At 60.4% G+C, this 14,977-nt stretch carries 16 protein-coding genes; 5 read left to right on the top strand and 11 right to left on the bottom strand.

Annotated features, from left to right (window positions below; genetic code table 11):
- The coding region (locus V5N13_RS14950; RefSeq protein ID WP_336361446.1) for an acyl-CoA dehydrogenase family protein at positions 1–497 on the bottom strand (497 nt) is incomplete at its 3' end.
- A gap of 154 nt (positions 498–651) precedes the next feature.
- Between V5N13_RS14950 and V5N13_RS14955 the strand changes: the two genes are divergently transcribed.
- Positions 652–975, top strand: coding sequence for a hypothetical protein (locus V5N13_RS14955; protein ID WP_332900283.1), 324 nt, complete (start codon positions 652–654; stop codon positions 973–975).
- A 23-nt stretch (positions 976–998) separates the two neighbouring features.
- Here the strand turns inward: V5N13_RS14955 and V5N13_RS14960 are convergent, their stop codons facing one another.
- From V5N13_RS14960 to V5N13_RS15000, 9 genes are all read right to left on the bottom strand, one after another.
- A complete protein-coding gene (locus V5N13_RS14960; RefSeq protein ID WP_332900282.1) occupies positions 999–1,700 on the bottom strand; it encodes a ferritin-like domain-containing protein in 702 nt (233 codons plus the stop codon).
- A 78-nt stretch (positions 1,701–1,778) separates the two neighbouring features.
- Complete coding sequence (locus V5N13_RS14965) at positions 1,779–2,201, bottom strand: hypothetical protein (RefSeq protein WP_332900281.1); 423 nt, start codon at positions 2,199–2,201, stop codon at positions 1,779–1,781.
- Between the two features lie 194 nt (positions 2,202–2,395).
- Positions 2,396–3,700: an ABC transporter substrate-binding protein gene (locus V5N13_RS14970; RefSeq protein WP_336361447.1), complete on the bottom strand. Its 1,305-nt coding sequence runs from the start codon at positions 3,698–3,700 to the stop codon at positions 2,396–2,398.
- Positions 3,701–3,847: 147 nt separating this feature from the next.
- Positions 3,848–4,840: an aminopeptidase gene (locus V5N13_RS14975; protein ID WP_332900279.1), complete on the bottom strand. Its 993-nt coding sequence runs from the start codon at positions 4,838–4,840 to the stop codon at positions 3,848–3,850.
- Positions 4,841–4,882: 42 nt separating this feature from the next.
- Positions 4,883–5,584 carry an ABC transporter ATP-binding protein gene (locus V5N13_RS14980; protein WP_332900278.1) on the bottom strand — a complete coding sequence of 234 codons (702 nt, stop codon included), beginning with the start codon at positions 5,582–5,584 and terminating at the stop codon, positions 4,883–4,885.
- Positions 5,585–6,334, bottom strand: coding sequence for an ABC transporter ATP-binding protein (locus tag V5N13_RS14985; RefSeq protein ID WP_332900277.1), 750 nt, complete (start codon positions 6,332–6,334; stop codon positions 5,585–5,587). It abuts the gene before it with no gap.
- Positions 6,327–7,361 (bottom strand): branched-chain amino acid ABC transporter permease, encoded by a 1,035-nt coding sequence (locus V5N13_RS14990; RefSeq protein WP_332900276.1) that lies wholly within the window; start codon positions 7,359–7,361, stop codon positions 6,327–6,329. The genes V5N13_RS14985 and V5N13_RS14990 overlap by 8 nt, the downstream gene beginning before the upstream one ends.
- Positions 7,358–8,224, bottom strand: coding sequence for a branched-chain amino acid ABC transporter permease (locus V5N13_RS14995; RefSeq protein ID WP_332900275.1), 867 nt, complete (start codon positions 8,222–8,224; stop codon positions 7,358–7,360). Before V5N13_RS14995 ends, V5N13_RS14990 begins: the two co-directional genes overlap by 4 nt.
- A 3-nt stretch (positions 8,225–8,227) precedes the next feature.
- Positions 8,228–9,529 (bottom strand): ABC transporter substrate-binding protein, encoded by a 1,302-nt coding sequence (locus V5N13_RS15000; protein ID WP_336361448.1) that lies wholly within the window; start codon positions 9,527–9,529, stop codon positions 8,228–8,230.
- Between the two features lie 149 nt (positions 9,530–9,678).
- On the opposite strand from V5N13_RS15000, the gene V5N13_RS15005 reads away from it, so the two are divergent.
- Positions 9,679–10,551 (top strand): FAD binding domain-containing protein, encoded by an 873-nt coding sequence (locus V5N13_RS15005; protein WP_336361449.1) that lies wholly within the window; start codon positions 9,679–9,681, stop codon positions 10,549–10,551.
- The gene (locus tag V5N13_RS15010) at positions 10,548–11,036 is read left to right on the top strand and encodes a (2Fe-2S)-binding protein (RefSeq protein WP_332900272.1); all 489 of its coding nucleotides are present in this window, start codon (positions 10,548–10,550) and stop codon (positions 11,034–11,036) included. The genes V5N13_RS15005 and V5N13_RS15010 overlap by 4 nt, the downstream gene beginning before the upstream one ends.
- A 21-nt stretch (positions 11,037–11,057) precedes the next feature.
- On the opposite strand, the gene V5N13_RS15015 is transcribed toward V5N13_RS15010, so the two are convergent.
- On the bottom strand, positions 11,058–13,382 hold the full coding sequence (locus V5N13_RS15015) for a xanthine dehydrogenase family protein molybdopterin-binding subunit (RefSeq protein WP_336361450.1): 2,325 nt from the start codon (positions 13,380–13,382) through the stop codon (positions 11,058–11,060).
- Between the two features lie 94 nt (positions 13,383–13,476).
- On the opposite strand from V5N13_RS15015, the gene V5N13_RS15020 reads away from it, so the two are divergent.
- Both V5N13_RS15020 and V5N13_RS15025 read left to right on the top strand, forming a co-directional pair.
- Positions 13,477–14,124 carry a cyclase family protein gene (locus V5N13_RS15020; RefSeq protein WP_332900270.1) on the top strand — a complete coding sequence of 216 codons (648 nt, stop codon included), beginning with the start codon at positions 13,477–13,479 and terminating at the stop codon, positions 14,122–14,124.
- Between the two features lies 1 nt (position 14,125).
- Entirely contained in the window at positions 14,126–14,953 is an 828-nt protein-coding gene (locus V5N13_RS15025; protein ID WP_336361451.1) for a carbon-nitrogen hydrolase family protein, read from the top strand.
- Positions 14,954–14,977: the final 24 nt, after the last annotated feature.

The following is a 14,977-nucleotide window of genomic DNA, read 5'->3' on the forward strand; positions in this document are numbered from 1 at the left end:
GGCGAATTCGTAATCCACGTCTTTGCGCCGTTCAAGACGTATTCGTCGCCGTCTTTTTCGGCGTACGTCTCCATCGCCGTCGGATTCGACCCGTGGTTTGGCTCGGTCAAGCCGAAACAGCCGATTGCCTCGCCACGACCCATATCAGGAAGCCATTTTTCCTTCTGTTCCTCGCTGCCGTAGCTGTGGATGGGATACATGACGAGTGCGCCCTGCACACTGGCCATCGACCGGAGTCCGGAGTCGCCCGCTTCGAGTTCCTGCATCAACAAGCCGTAGGCGGTTTCGTTGATACCGGGGAGGCCATAGCCGTCGAGGTTTGGGGCGAAAAAGCCGAGTTCCCCAAGCTGTTCGATGAGTTCCGTCGGGAACGTCCCCTCTATGTAGTGGGTTCCAATATCTGGTTTGACCTCTTTTTCGACGAATTCGCGGGCGGTCTCCATGACCATTCGCTCTTCAGAGGAGAGACCCTCCTCTAGGCCGACAAAGTCTAACATACATCATGGATTTGTGTGCTGTGTAATAATCGTACCGGCACCCCACGCGAATCGTGTCAACCCGTCCATGCGTCAGTCTGACACCGGTTTGGCGGTGAGTCGCGTGCGGGAGCCAGCGCCTATATTTATGCCATGGCACGTTCAAACATAGCACATGCCTTCGAGCGAGCGGAGCGAAGACGACGCACCGACCGAAGCGGTTGACGAAAACTACGTGTTCGACCCGGAAGAGACGACCTTCACGCTCACTGACCGACACGCCGTGTCGAAATTCGACGTAAAAGACATGGAGAAAATGGACATCCTGTCTGTCGAGCTGACGGAGAAAGACGGGAAAACGGTCGTCACCGACTGTACCATTGATATGACCGCGTTTGCGTCGGTCGTTGGTGAACTCGACGTTGTCGAGCGAAAGATGGGCAACGACTGGCGAGAAACGAGTTGGAACCCACGCGTTCGGCTCAAGTACCTCCGGTAGACGCGAGCATCTGCGTTGCGACGCTACTTCTTCGGCGATTGTTCGTAGCGGTCTGGATGCGACATCGAATCCATCTGCTTGCCGTGGAAGGCGTAGGCTGCCTCGAACTTCGCATCGACAATTTCCCAGACGCGCGCTTGGGTTTCGTCATCGACGGCATATCGCGCCAAAATCTTCTTCCCGAGGTTGATGTGGTTACCCTCATCGATTTTTGCCTTGTGGATGACGTCGCGCGTCCGTGGGTCGACGATGTCTTTTTCCATGATTGCCTTGAACGCCTCTGCGAGTGCGGGTTCGCCCGCGCAGTTGAGCGCCGTGATAATGCTCAGTGGGTCGTCCCAATCTGCGGTTCGTTCGAGCAAGAACAGGTCTTCTTCGGTGGGTTGATAGTGAGTGAGATTCGGGTCGCCGCCGAGTTCTTCGACCCGCCGAGAGAACAGCTTTGAGTGTTTCACTTCGTCTCTGATTTGGTCGCCTAATCCGAGCAACACGTCTGCGTCAGTCTGGTCTAAATTTCGCGCGCCGTCGTAGAGCATCGACATTGCCCGCACCGGTGGCAACACGCCAAGGTAGAACTCAGACCACATGAACCCCTGAAGCATTGGAATGAGGTCGTCACCGGTTATCGTGTCGTCCGCATCGAACACTTCGTCTGCGAGTTTCTTCCCCCGCCGATTTGACTCCGCGATGACTTGCTTTGCAAACTCTTTGCTATCGACTGCCATGACATGTGTTACAATTTCACGTAGTGCCTTAGCATTACCGGAGACGCCAGTTTTCCGTCGTCTTCGCCCCGAACACACTCAATCGAACTGGTCGTCCGCCCACTCGGCTTCCGCCTCGGTGAGCAGTCCATCTGCGACCCAGTCATCAAGGTTCGAAACGATAGCGAGGTCGTGTTCTGCGCTCTCCTCTGTAATCTGAACCCACTCTGGTTCCTCGATGAGTTGGAGGTAGTAGAACTCGGTGTAGATATCGCTCTCTTGAAAGCCATAGCGGATGGCTTCGATACGGTCGCGCGCGATGGCGCTTCGCCCGTAGTGGACGTCAACGAGGATGGGACGTTCGCCCGCCGGAAGGTAGGAAGGCGGAACCGTGCCGTCGTCAGCAACCTGCCGGACGAGGTACGCCGTCTCGCTCTCTCGCGTGATTTCTACGTCGCCGTCCCACGCTGGGGGAACCACGTCGGCAACACTCAGTGTGGCTGTGTCGAGTCGCTTTCGCATACGCCGTTATTCTCTGAGCAGGCGCTTAACTATGGCCCTTGGTAACACAGTCGCCCCTCGCAATGGAAAAACATCAGACATGAAAACACACCCTAACGGTGTTACGCCGTCGCTGCTCCTGTGGGAAAAGCGCGATACCAGAACCCACGGACCTACCCGGCTTCAGTGTATCGACGTTCGACGCGGTTTCGCCGTCAGAAGCTCTCTTGGGTGAAGTCCACCTCGGCTTCGGTTGGCGCTTCGTTCAGTTCGAGTTCGGCCAGGGTCTCGAGCTCCGTGCCAGAAATCCGGCTGATGTACCGGTTCATGTAAGCTTGATGGTCGGCTCCCCGGATGAACTTATCACCCTGTGGGAATTCCATGCTTTCTGTGACCGACGGGCTGGTTTCGAACCACTCGATGAACGATTGGTGGTCGTCGCTCGACTGCCAGCCGGACTCCATGACGGCTTTGACGATGAACGACAACGCCTCGTAGGCGACCCAGTACTGGCGCACGAGATTTTCTTCTGCGCTCTCGACTTGGGCGACCTCTCTGAGGTGAGCGTTCGCCTCCGAATCGAGTGCCGGCGGCAACCCCGTGAGAAACGATGCGCCCTGTCCGGCCGATTCGATGTCCGCAATATCGACACCTTCAATCGAGGAGATGTCGCCAAAGCGCTGGCCGGGGACGTTCAAGTCGGCGCTCTGTTGCAGGAAGTTAATCGACGACGGAAGGATGAGCGCGCTGAACAACACCTCAGTCTCGTCTGGGACCTTGTTCAAGTAGGAGTTCAGGTCGGTCGTCCCGATGGGCACAGGAATCTCCGCGATGATTTCTCCCTTGCCCGAGAGGAACTCTTTGAGCGCGGCGAGCCACTGCTGGCCGAACGCGTAGTCTTGATACACAACAGTCCACTTAGTGCCAAGGTTTTCGACCGCCCACTCGACGCCGAGGTAGGCCTGCTGGGTGATGTTGTGTGCCGTCCGCACGACCCAGCGGTTACCATCGGCTCCCGTCGTAGATGGGGCAGAGCCACTCGGGAAGTAGGGAACTTTCAGCTGCTTTGCGAGGGGGTTGGTCGCCAGATTGACGCCCGACGAGAACGACCCAATCACGAAGTCGGCTTCGTGTTGTTGGGCAAGCTTTCGGAACGCGGTTGCCCCTTGTTTGCCGTCTGTCGCGGTGTCTTCGACGACCAATTCGAGGTTGAGGCCGTTGTCGGCGTCGTTGAGTTCTGCGACGTAGCCGTTCAACACGCGTTCGAACCAGAAGCCGTAGGTCGAAAGCGGGCCTGTGAGGTCGGCTTGAAGGCCGAGTGTGATTTCCGCATCACCAGACGAGCCACCACCGCCGCTTCCGCCGTCGTTCGACGCGGTCGTGGAATCGCCACCGTCTCCGTCGCCACCGCCATCACCATCACCACCGCCGCTCGTACAACCAGCAATGCCCGCGATGCCGCCAACACCGAGTGTTCTCAGAACTGTTCGTCTGTCGATAGTATCCGTGTCTAACGTCATGTTCCTCTCCTTGCCCGCTTATCGCATGTTCGACCCGTTACCACGAATGTGATTCGCTATCGTGGGTCATGGACCTATGTCTCATCCTTGTAGAGAAACTATATAATTGTTCGGTGGAATGAGCCAGAAAATCGACGGGTTAGCGGCTCAACGAAGCGATTCTGCGAGTTCACGGACGCGGTCTACGAGCAACTCGCCGTCGTCTAAGATGAGTTCGTCATCGAGTTTGACCGTCGGCTTCGTGACGAGCCCGTCTAAGTGGATGTTGCTCTGGAGGACCCCGCCGAGGCTCGTGTCGTCGCCGATGGCGAAGTGAACCGTTCCGCGTTTCTTTTTGTCCTCTGCGAGGTTCCCGATGAGCCGTGCGTCCGGGTTCGTCCCGATGGCGAACTCAGCGAGGTTGCCCGCGTTCTCGCCCGCTTCGTCGACAATCGCTTGCAAGGTTGCTGCGCCGCTGCCGCCTTCGATGTCCGTCACCGTGCCGTCTTCGAAGGTGAGGAGAATTGGTTCATCGAGATGGCCGACGTTGTCCATCGAGTAGTCGATGGCGACGGTGCCGTTCGTCCCTGGTTTTTGTGGGCACGTTGGCGATTCACCCGGTGGGAGTGCGGAGAAGCCGTACTCGTGGAAGTAGCCGTCAAGCGAGAACGCAGACGACCCATCCAAGTTCATCTCGATGTCGGTGCCCGCCGGACTCGTGACGTGGGCGCTCTCTGCGGCGTCAAGAACGTCGCGGACGGCGGCCGTCACCTCACGGAGGTCTTCGAAGTCCGTGTTCATGCCGCCTTCTATCATCATCTCCTCGGTGACGCCCCGAAGAACGATGACGCGCGTGCCAGCCTCCGAGGCGGCGAGGCGCGACTGGGTGTGCGTGATGGCGTGTGTCGTCGCCGTCACCGCAACGTCCGCCTCCTTCATCGCCGCCGCGACCGTCGCGGGTGGCTCGTTGCCGTGGGCGTCGAGGCGGGGCATCACCGTAAACATGGCCGTCGCGCCAACGGCGCGGGCCGCGTTGGTGATTGCCCGGCCAACGGACACCTTTTCGGGGTCTGAGATGACGAGCACTTCCTCGTCTGCGGTTACGTCTGAGAGGTCTTCTACGATACGTCGTGCGACTGGACTGAGTTCGAAATCAATCATTTGAGTTTTCTGATGGGGGTGGGGTGTCCCAGAGCGCGCGGCTCAGTGGACGCCTAAGTAGTGTTCGAGCAGCGATTCGTCTTCGCGCAGTTCGTCCGGGGTAGCCTGCTCGTGAATGCGACCGTTATCCATGAGGTAAATGCGGTCTGAGATGTCGAGCACGAGGTCGACGTTCTGCTCGACGATGACGATGGTGTAGCCAGCGTCTGCGATGTCGAGCGTGATGTCGGCGATTTCCGGGATCAGCGCGGGCATCAGCCCCTCGGTCGGCTCATCGAGCAACAGGAGTTTCGGGTCGCGCATCAGCCCACGGGCCATGGCGACCATCTGCTGTTCGCCGCCAGAAAGCGTGCCTGCCCGCTGATTGAGGCGTTCTTCGACGCGCGGGAAGCGCTCGTAGATGCTTTCGAGACGGCCATCTGCGAGGTTGCCCGTTCCGAGTCCCATCCGGAGGTTTTCTGCAACCGTCAGCTCCGGGAACATCCCGCGGTCTTGGGGCACGTAGCTAATCCCACGGTTTGCGATGTTGTACGGCTTGTCGCCGGTGATGTCCTCGCCGTCGAACGAGATGGTTCCGGATTTCGGCGGGACGAGACCCATGATGGACTTCATCGTCGTGGTCTTGCCAACGCCGTTTCGGCCAAGCAAGGCAACCACTTCATCGCGGCCTGCCTCGAAGCTCACGTCGTGGAGGACGTGGCTCTTGCCGTAGTACGAGTCGATGTTGTCTACGTCTAATATCATCTACTGGTCTCTCCCGAAGTACACTTCCTGAACTTGTTCGTCGGTGCGAATGTCGTCTGGCGTGCCCTCTGCGATAATCTGGCCGTGGTGCAGGACGGTCAGGCTATCGACGACGCGCATCACGACTTCCATGTCATGTTCAATGAGCATTATGGTTATCTCCCCGTGGAGTTCTTCTAACAGCGCCGTGACCTGCGACGTTTCGCTCGCTGACAGCCCTGCGGTTGGCTCGTCTAACAACAGCATGTCGGGGTCACTCGCGAGTGCGAGCGCGATTTCGAGCACCTTCTGGTCGCCGTGTGAGAGGTTTTCGACGGTCGCCTCTGCGTGCTCTTCGAGACCGACCCGCCGCAGGATTTTGAGGGCCTTCTCATGGCCTTCGGTGTCTGCGTCGTAGCGCGAAAACGGCGTCAGTATCGGCTTCTGGCCGTTGATTGCGCCGAGCACGTTTTCGATGACGGTCATGTCCGGGAAGACGCTCGTAATCTGGAACGCGAGCGACATCCCCTGTCGCGCAATCTTGTGTGGCGGAACGTCGGTGATATCGTTGCCCTTGAACCAGATGGTTCCCTCGGTCGCGTCGAGTTGTCCCGAGAGCATCGAGAAGAACGTCGTCTTCCCGGCACCGTTCGGGCCGATGAGCCCGCGGATTTCGCCCTCGTACATCTCGAAGTCAACGTCTTCGACGGCGGTAAAGCCCCCGAAGCGTTTGGTGAGGCCCTCCGTTTTGAGGACGACAGTCTCATTCATTGCCGGGCACCTCCCGTGAGGAAGCCGACTCAGTTTGCTCCGCCGAGTCGTCGCTCAGCACCCGTTCTTTGACCCGTTTGAGCAGGCCAAGGAGGCCCTCCGGTTCGAGGATGACCGTAGTGACGAGCAACACCCCGATGAACAGCGGATAGGCGTCGGTGAGTTCGCTCACCTGGTTTGCGACCAGTTCGATGAGCGCCGCGCCGACGACCGCGCCGATGAGCGTCCCCCGCCCGCCGATGAGCGTGAAGATGATGGCGTCACCGGAGACGGTAAGCGAGAACTCAGAGGCACTCACGAAGCCGCTGATGTACATCGAAAGCGCACCGGCGAGTCCGGCAAACGCCCCGCTCAGCATGAACGCCGAGAGTTTGTACAGCGTCACGTTGTAGCCAAGCAGCCGTGCGCGCTTTTCGTTCTCGCGAATCATCCGGTAGGCAAGCCCGACCGGCGAGGTCGTCACGCGGTACATCAAGAACAGCGAGACGACCAACACGACGAGGGTGAAGTAGTACCTGAACATCGGGTCGAACAGGGTAAACTCACCGAGGACGGGGAGATTCACCATCGGGACGAGCACCGTGAGTCCGTCCGTGCCGCCGGTCAAGCCGGTCAGCGACGACGCGGCCAGATGCGCGATGAGCGCGAGCAGGATGGTCACGATGACGAAACCGTGTGAGGACACCCGGACGGCGATGAGGCCGAGGCCGATGGCGACGATGCCAGTGATGATGAACGCAATCAACAGCGACGTGATTGCGCCGATGGCGTAGTCGTTGATGGCGAACGTCGCGGCGTAGGCACCGACGCCGAAGAACACCGAGTGACCGAAGCTCAACAGTCCGGTGTAGCCGTACAGCAAGTCGAACGACGCACCGTACAGCCCGAGTGCGAGAATCGACGCGCCGAGGAATAACCCGAACTCTCCAGCGACGAACGGGACAATGGCGGCGGCGATGAGCAGGAGCACCCAGATGGCATGGCGTGGTTTGAGCGTTCTGCCCGCAGTCGAGACAGCGGTACTCATATGGCCCCCTCCTCGAAGACGCCATCAGGGCGAAGCAGCACGAAGACGATCATGATGACGAGCGTCAGGATGCGCGCCTCGACCGGCGCGATGAACACGGCGCCGAAGTTTTCGAGGAACGCATACAGGAGACTCGCCACGAGCACGCCTTGCAGCGAGCCAAGCCCGCCGACGATGACGACGATGAACGCGACGGCGAGAATGTCGAGGCCCATGAGGTGGTTGACGCTCACGATGGGCGCGAGCAACACACCGGCGAGGGCGGCAAAGGCCGCGCCAAGTCCGAAGGTGAGCATGTACACCTGCGAGGTCGGAACCCCGAGGGCGCTTGCGGTCTCTAAGTCTTGGCGCACCCCGCGCATCCACATCCCCATCCGCGTGCGGAACAGGAACGCATAGAGCAGGGCGATGAGCAACACCGAGACGACGGCAACGACGATCCGGTAGGCGGAGTACGAGAGGCCGGCGAACTGAAGCGTCGCCGTGATGGGTGCCTCGATGGTGCGCGTCCCCGGCCCGAAGGTGAGCAATGCGAGTTGCTGGAAGATGAGCAAGAAGCCGAACGTGGCGATGAGCGTAATCGAAATATCGTCTTCGATTGGGCGCAACACCACGCGTTCTAAGACGACGCCGATGACAGCCACCGCGATCGGGGCGATGAGCAACGCGAGGAAGAAACTCCCTGTGGCATCGACGACGAACCAGCCTGTCACCGCGCCGAGCATGTACAGCGACCCGTGAGCCATATTGACGATTTCGAGCAGGCCGAAGATGAGGTTCAACCCAAGAGCAATCAGGGCGATGGTAATGCCCCACGACAGCCCGTTTATCAATGCAATCGTGAGGTCGCTTGCGAGCGCCATGATTCAGAACGACATCGCAGAGAGGTCACTCTGCGCGTCGAATGTTGGCTCGGACACTTCGATGTGCTCCGCGACGGTCAGCTTTCCGCCTGAAATCTCTTCTATGTACATATCCATGAACGCTTGGTGGTCAGTTCCGCGGAACATCTTTTTCCCCTGTGGGTAGGCATTCGACTGTTCGACGCTCGGACCCGTTTCGAACCACTCGATGAACGCTTGGTTGTCGCTTTCAGAACTCCACCCAGTTTCGGTGACGGCGTCTTTAATCCACGAGAGTGCCTCGTACGAGACGAAGTAGTGGCCGCCGTTTAGTACTTGGTCGGATTCATCGACCCGTGCAATGTCTCGCAGGTGGCGGTTGTACTCGTTGTCCGCCTCTTCGAGCCGCCGCGGGAGCATCGTCACGTATGCCGCGCCGTCTGCACCCGCATCGAGGCCGCTCACGTCAACGCCCTCGACGGAGGCGATTGGGCCGAGACGTGCCCCGGACGTTCCGAGGTCTGCGCTCTGTTTGAGGAAGTTCAGTGCCGAGGGGCCGACCAGCGCGTTGAACAGGACTTCGGTATCGTCGGGTACCTTGTTGAGATAGGAATTCAAGTCGCTCGTGCCGACCGGAACGGGAATTTCGGTGAGCACCGTACCCGAGCCTTCGACCTCGCGTTTTACCCACTCGGTGTACTGCTGGCCAAAGGCGTAGTCCTGGTACATGATGGTCCAGTTTTTGCCCAGATTTTCGAGGCCGTACTGGACCGCGAGGATGGCCGCGTGGTTCGTGCTGTGGTTGTTGCGAATCGTCCAGCGCGTGCCGTCTGCGCCCGTAATCGACGGCGCTTCGCCAATCGGGAAGTACGGGACCTTCAACTGCTTTGCAAGCGGGTTCGTTGCGATGCTTACGCCCGAGGACTGCGACCCGATGACGAAGTCTGCGCCCTCTTGTTGGACGAGTTTGCGCATCGCTTGGACGCCCTGTTTGCTGTCGGTGGCCGTGTCTTCGACGACCAACTCGACTTCCGCGCCGTTGATGCCGTCGTTGGCGTTGAGTTCTTCGACGTAGCCTTCGAGGACGCGCTTGTGCCAGTAGCCGTAACTGGCGAGGACGCCCGTCATGTCGGCTTGCAGGCCAATGGTGATTTTGTCGGGGCCGCTTGCGCCGCCACCGTCGCCACCATCGCCATTGTTCGACCCTCCGGTACATCCTGCGAGCCCGACGAGTGATGCGGCGCCGAGCCCTCTCAGGGCGCTACGCCGCGAAATACTGCGATTCGATACGCTCTGCTTTGCATTCGGCTTGCCATCTGGTGCCATGGAACACGACCAGATTTCAACTATTCCCACATAAGTGTTGCCGCATACTCACCGATTTTCGCATGTTTCAGCGCGAAATAATCGTTCACCACGCGAGCGACCCCGGTAGTTTTAAATTTCTGCACAAGGTCGGTTTGCGTGGTGGTCGTGTGAGATATTATCAACCAGAGACAGTCTCAGCAGCGTCGAACCTCCTCCAAGACGAGCCGGGAGCGAAGATAATCGCCGGCGGGCAGAGCATGATGCCGCTGTTGCGACAGGGGATGGTCAAACCCGACGCGCTCGTAGACATTACGCGCGTAGAAGAACTCCAAGGTAGCGTCGAGCAGACCGAGTCAACCGTGCGCGTCAGCGCGTTGCTGACCTACCAAGAGCTGCTCGAACACGAGGTTACAGCCGAGTTGCCGCTGTTGCGAGACTCGCTCGAAGCGATTGGCGACGTACAGGTCAGAAACGCGGGGACAGTAGGCGGCGGTGTCGCCCACGCAGACCCCGCCCAAGACTTCCCGCCCGCCTTGCAGTGTTACGGCACGAACGTCATCATCACCGACGGTGAGCAAGAGCGCACCCACGACATCAACGACTTCTTCATCGACTTCTACTTCACCGAACTCGCGCCCCACGAAATCGTCACCGGCATCGAGATTCAGCGCCCACCGGAACGAGCCGGTGGCGCGTTTGCAAAACACGCCCGGACGCCGGGTGGCTTCTCTGAAGCGGGCGTGGCCGCACTCCTAACGCCCGACGAATCCGGTGACGGCTACGAAGACGTGGCGCTCGCCTATTGTGCGGGCGCACCCGTCCCGCGGCGAGTGCCCGAAGCGGTTGAGGATGCCCTCACCGGAGCACTCACGAAAGACGCCATCCACGAGGCGGCAGACGCAATCGTCGAAAGCCTCGATAACGTCGGTGACGTGGGCGATTACGACGAATCGTACAACGAACACATCTTTCGCGTGCTGACCAAGCGCGCACTCACGACGGCCGCCGAGCGCTCGGCGGGTCCGGAGGTAGACCTATGAGCACACACGACATCGAAGCCGAACCGAACGAAATCACCCTTGAGCTAAACGGCACCGAACAATCGTTACCCGCCATCCCCGGCGTCCCGCTCAGAGATTCGCTGCGCGAAGCCGGGCTGACGGGAACGAAAGACAGCTGTGAGGTCGGCAAGTGCGGAGCCTGCACCGTCCTCGTAGACGGCGTCCCAGTCAAGTCCTGTCTGGTGCCCACCCATCAGGCGAAAGACGCTGCCGTGACGACAATCGAAGGCCTCGCCACGGACGGCGACCTGCACCCGGTCCAAGAATCGTTCATCGAGGAGTTCGGCCTGCAGTGTGGCTACTGTACACCCGGCTTCGTCATGTCCACCGTGGCGCTGCTCTCCCAGAACCCCGACCCAACGCGCCAAGAGATTCGAGAGTTCCTGAAAGGCAACCTCTGTCGGTGTACGGGCTACACGAAAATCTTCGACGCGGTGGAAGCGGCAGCAGAAAAACAGCGATAAGCCAGTCAGCACTCAGGCTTCTTACTCCCAAATATCGATGTCGAGCGAGGCGACGACGCGTTCAGCCGAGAGCGGGAGCTTCGTGATGCGCGCACCCGTGGCGTCTTTGACGGCGTTCGCAATCGCCGGGCCAATCGGGATGAGCGCAGATTCGCCGACGCCTTTCGCGCCGTAGGGGCCGTCTCCGTCGGGGGCGGATTCGACCAATTTCGTTTCAATCGTCGGCGTGTGAAGGCTCGTCGGGATGTGGTAATCCATGAGCGAGGCGTTGAGAATCTGGCCTTGGCCGTCGAACTTGACGCCCTCCATCACGGTGTGGCCCATGCCCATGATTGCGCCGCCTTCGATTTGCCCCTCTACGAGCGACGGGTTGATGGCCCGACCCACGTCGTGGGAGGCGATGATGCGCTCGACTTCGATGACGCCCGTTTCGATATCGACCACGACCACCGCACCGTGGGTGGCAAACGAGAACGTCGGGTAGGGTGCGCCCTCGAACGTCGAAAGGTCGAAATCGAAGAGTGGCCGGCACGTCCCGGTTCCGGTGATGAGATGGCCCTCGTGGGTACACGACCGGGTCACCTCCTCGAAGGCGAGTTCCTGGTCGCTGTTTTTCGCAGAGACGACGCCGTTTGCGACCGACAAGTCACCGGGCGACACCTGCTCATCGAACTTTTCAGCGAACATCGTGGCAGCGTGGTCAAGCACCTTCGAGAGGGCGTTGCTCGCCGCGTCGCTCACGGCGTTTCCGGAGACGAACGTCTGGCGACTGGCGGAGGTTTTCCCGGCTTCGGGGGCTGTCGTGCTGTCACTCACGAAGCGCACGTCTTCGACGGCGAGGCCGAGCGTCTCTGCGGCGATTTGCGTGAGCGCGGTCTGCGAGCCCTGCCCGATTTCCGAGACGGCGCTTTGGACGGTGGCACTGCCATCGGGGTGGATTTCACAGAAGGCGCTGGAGGGGTGATGGTGGCCCGTTTTCCCACAGCCGTACCACATGCTCGCCACGCCGACGCCGCGCCGTTTTGCCGGGTCGTCGGGTTGCTCAATCGTGAGCGCCGCGAGTGCGTCGCCCACGTCGTCGATGGTTTCCAGCAGGCCGACCGCCTCGATTTCCTGGCCCGTCGTCGTGACCGGCCGCGACCCGTCGAAAGCGTTCTTCCGGCGGAGCGCGACGGGGTCCATGTCGAGTTCGTCGGCCACAGAGTCGAGAATCGACTCGATGGCGAACGTCGTCTGGAACATGTCGAACGAGCGCATCGCGCCGCCCCACGGCTTGTTCGTGTAGACCGCACGCCCGGAGGCGCGGACGGCTTCGACGTTGTAGGGGCCGGTGCAATGGACGAGCGCGCGAACCGCGACCGCGCTCGAAAACGAAACGTACGCGCCGCCATCGACGGTCACGTCGGCTTCCATTGCGCGAATCGTTCCGTCCGCGTCGGCGGCGACGCGATAATCGAGGTGGAGGGTGTTGCGCTTGACCGTCCCCTGAAACTCCTCGTCGCGCTTGTACTGGACGCGAACCGGGCGTTTGGTCACCCACGAGGCGAGCGCGGCGTAACACGGTTGGTTGTGTTCGAGCTTCGAGCCGAAGCCGCCGCCGACCGCCGGGCGGTTCACCTCGATATCGCGCTCGCGGATGCCAAGCACGCGCGCGATGTTCGCCCGGTCGCCGTGGGGATGTTGGGTGCTCGTCCACACTTCGACGGTGTCGTCGTAGGCGCGCGAGGCGACGCTCGCCTCCGGTTCGAGCGCAACGTGGTCTATCATCGAGGACTCGTAATCGTCTTCGACGACGATGTCTGCATCCGCGAAGGCTGCGTCCGGGTCGCCACGGTCGAAGGCGTACTCATCGATGAGGTTGCCCGACTCGTGGATTGGCGCTGCGTCATCTGCAAGTGCTTCGGCTGCGGTAATCGCCGCATCGAGACGCTCGTACTCGACGTCGATGGAGTCTGCGGCGCGGCGGGCGATGGTCGGGTCTTCTGCGACGACGATCGCGACGGGGTCGCCAAGATACCGTACCTTCTCACCATTGAGGAGAGGTTGGTCGGGGGTGATGACGCCGATGTTCGACTCGCCCGGGATGTCCTCGGGGAGGACGACATCGATGACGCCGTCCATCGAAAGGGCGTCACTACAGTCGATGTCGAGGACGAGCGCGTGGGCAACGCTACTGCGGACGACCTGCGCGTGGGCCAAATCGTCGAAGGGGATGTCCGCGGTGTAGTCCATCTGCCCCGTCACCTTCCCGAGGGCGTCAACGCGGTGGTGTGAATCCCCCACCGGCCCTGGCGGCGCGGTGTCTGCGTGCACCGCTGGGTCTCGCTCAGTGTCTTGCTGACTCATACCACACACGATTCGACCCGTCTGCATTAAGCTATCGCCAATTGTCAGTTCAGGCACCAAGCTATATGTGCCCAACCCACAGAGTGAGAGTCGTATGCGGATACGAGACCTTTCCATCGCAGTCGACGAAGAGACGAGTGTCCCACCGAAACTCCCGACGTTCAGACAAGGGCGGGTCGTCCGCCACGAGGAGTCGAACTACGAGAGCGACTTCATGGCGACGACCACCCACATCGGGACGCACATGGACTCGCCCTACCACTTCGACGCAGACGGGCGGAAAATCGGTGACATCGACCTCGAAGAGACCATCCGGCCGACCAAGCGAGCCGACGTGCGCGACATTGCAGAGCCGAACGCCGAGATTACCTTAGAACAGGTAAAAGAGCGCCTGCCGTCGCCCGTCGAAGAGGGTGAGTTCCTGTTCGTCCACACCGGGTGGTCGGACAAACACGTGAACACGCCCGAGTTCTACGGCAACAACCCGTACTACGCAGAAGACATCGCAGAGTACGTCGTGGAGACAGGTGCCCGCGGACTCATCACCGACGCCGCCATCGACCCCGGCGACGAGGGGTACCGCAACCACTACACCTTACTGGAGGCGGACAAAGTCATCGTCGAGAACGTCGTCAACTGCGACGGCCTCCCAGACGAGTTCACGACGTGGGTGATTCCAATGCGGCTCAAAAACGGCGACGGCGCACCCGCGCGAGTGTTCGTCGTCCTCGACGAGGAGTGAGATGGTGCGCGTTGCCACCGTGCAGTTCGAAGCCGGGCCGGATGCGACGCCCGAAGCAAACGTCGCGCGTGCAAGCGAGGTACTCAGAGCCAATGTCGCAGACGTAGACCTCGCCTGCCTGCCGGAGTATTTTGCGACGCCGTACTTCCCGAAAGAGCAGAATCCAGAAGCGTTCGACTTCGCCGTAACTGAGGAGAGTCCACTCGTAGAAACGCTCTGTGAGGTGGCAGCCGAAATCGAGACGGCACTCATTCTCCCCATCTTCGAGGAGGGTCACCCCGGCGGCCGCTATTACAACACGGCGCTGGTGGTGAGCAAGGCCGGTGAGATTGTCGGCAAGTATCGAAAGCTCCACCCATTCCAGCGGCCGGGCTACAACGAGACGTACTACTTCTCGCCGGGCGACCTCGGCGCACCCGTGTTCGAGGTGGCAGGACTGACGGTCGGCGTCATGATTTGCTACGACCGCCACTTCCCCGAGATTGCGCGGGTACAAGCGTTGCGGGGGGCGGACATCGTGTTCGTGCCGACGTGCAGTTTTGGTGAGGAGAACCGCGATGCGGTCTGGAGCGCCGAACTGAGGGCGATGGCCGTCTCGAACTCCGTCTACGTCGCGGGCGTGAATCGGGCGGGGACAGAAGGCGACAGCACGCACTTTGGCGCGTCGATGGTCGCAGACCCGACCGGCGAGGAGCTTGGGAGACTCGGGCCAGAGCCAGACACCCTCGTTGCAGAGGTGGACCCTAGCCACGTCTCGCAAGTACGGCGAACAACGAAACACCTAAACGATATTCGTGCGGAGTTGTTACCAGACCTCGATAGGTTGTAAGCGCAACCGATTTTTGTTCTGAAC

The sequence above is a fragment of the Haladaptatus sp. ZSTT2 genome (assembly GCF_037081775.1).
GTDB lineage: Archaea > Halobacteriota > Halobacteria > Halobacteriales > Halococcaceae > QDMS2.

Bases quoted from the DNA above. Each gene is read 5' to 3' on its own strand.
- V5N13_RS14975 (WP_332900279.1), bottom strand. From the start codon at position 4,840: ATGATTGATTTCGAACTCAGTCCAGTCGCACGACGTATCGTAGAAGAC.
- V5N13_RS14980 (WP_332900278.1), bottom strand. From the start codon at position 5,584: ATGATATTAGACGTAGACAACATCGACTCGTACTACGGCAAGAGCCAC.
- V5N13_RS15000 (WP_336361448.1), bottom strand. From the start codon at position 9,529: ATGGCACCAGATGGCAAGCCGAATGCAAAGCAGAGCGTATCGAATCGC.
- V5N13_RS15025 (WP_336361451.1), top strand. From the start codon at position 14,126: ATGGTGCGCGTTGCCACCGTGCAGTTCGAAGCCGGGCCGGATGCGACG.
- V5N13_RS14970 (WP_336361447.1), bottom strand. From the start codon at position 3,700: ATGACGTTAGACACGGATACTATCGACAGACGAACAGTTCTGAGAACA.
- V5N13_RS14960 (WP_332900282.1), bottom strand. From the start codon at position 1,700: ATGGCAGTCGATAGCAAAGAGTTTGCAAAGCAAGTCATCGCGGAGTCA.
- V5N13_RS14990 (WP_332900276.1), bottom strand. From the start codon at position 7,361: ATGAGTACCGCTGTCTCGACTGCGGGCAGAACGCTCAAACCACGCCAT.
- V5N13_RS15020 (WP_332900270.1), top strand. From the start codon at position 13,477: ATGCGGATACGAGACCTTTCCATCGCAGTCGACGAAGAGACGAGTGTC.
- V5N13_RS15010 (WP_332900272.1), top strand. From the start codon at position 10,548: ATGAGCACACACGACATCGAAGCCGAACCGAACGAAATCACCCTTGAG.
- V5N13_RS14965 (WP_332900281.1), bottom strand. From the start codon at position 2,201: ATGCGAAAGCGACTCGACACAGCCACACTGAGTGTTGCCGACGTGGTT.
- V5N13_RS15015 (WP_336361450.1), bottom strand. From the start codon at position 13,382: ATGAGTCAGCAAGACACTGAGCGAGACCCAGCGGTGCACGCAGACACC.
- V5N13_RS14995 (WP_332900275.1), bottom strand. From the start codon at position 8,224: ATGGCGCTCGCAAGCGACCTCACGATTGCATTGATAAACGGGCTGTCG.
- V5N13_RS14955 (WP_332900283.1), top strand. From the start codon at position 652: ATGCCTTCGAGCGAGCGGAGCGAAGACGACGCACCGACCGAAGCGGTT.
- V5N13_RS14985 (WP_332900277.1), bottom strand. From the start codon at position 6,334: ATGAATGAGACTGTCGTCCTCAAAACGGAGGGCCTCACCAAACGCTTC.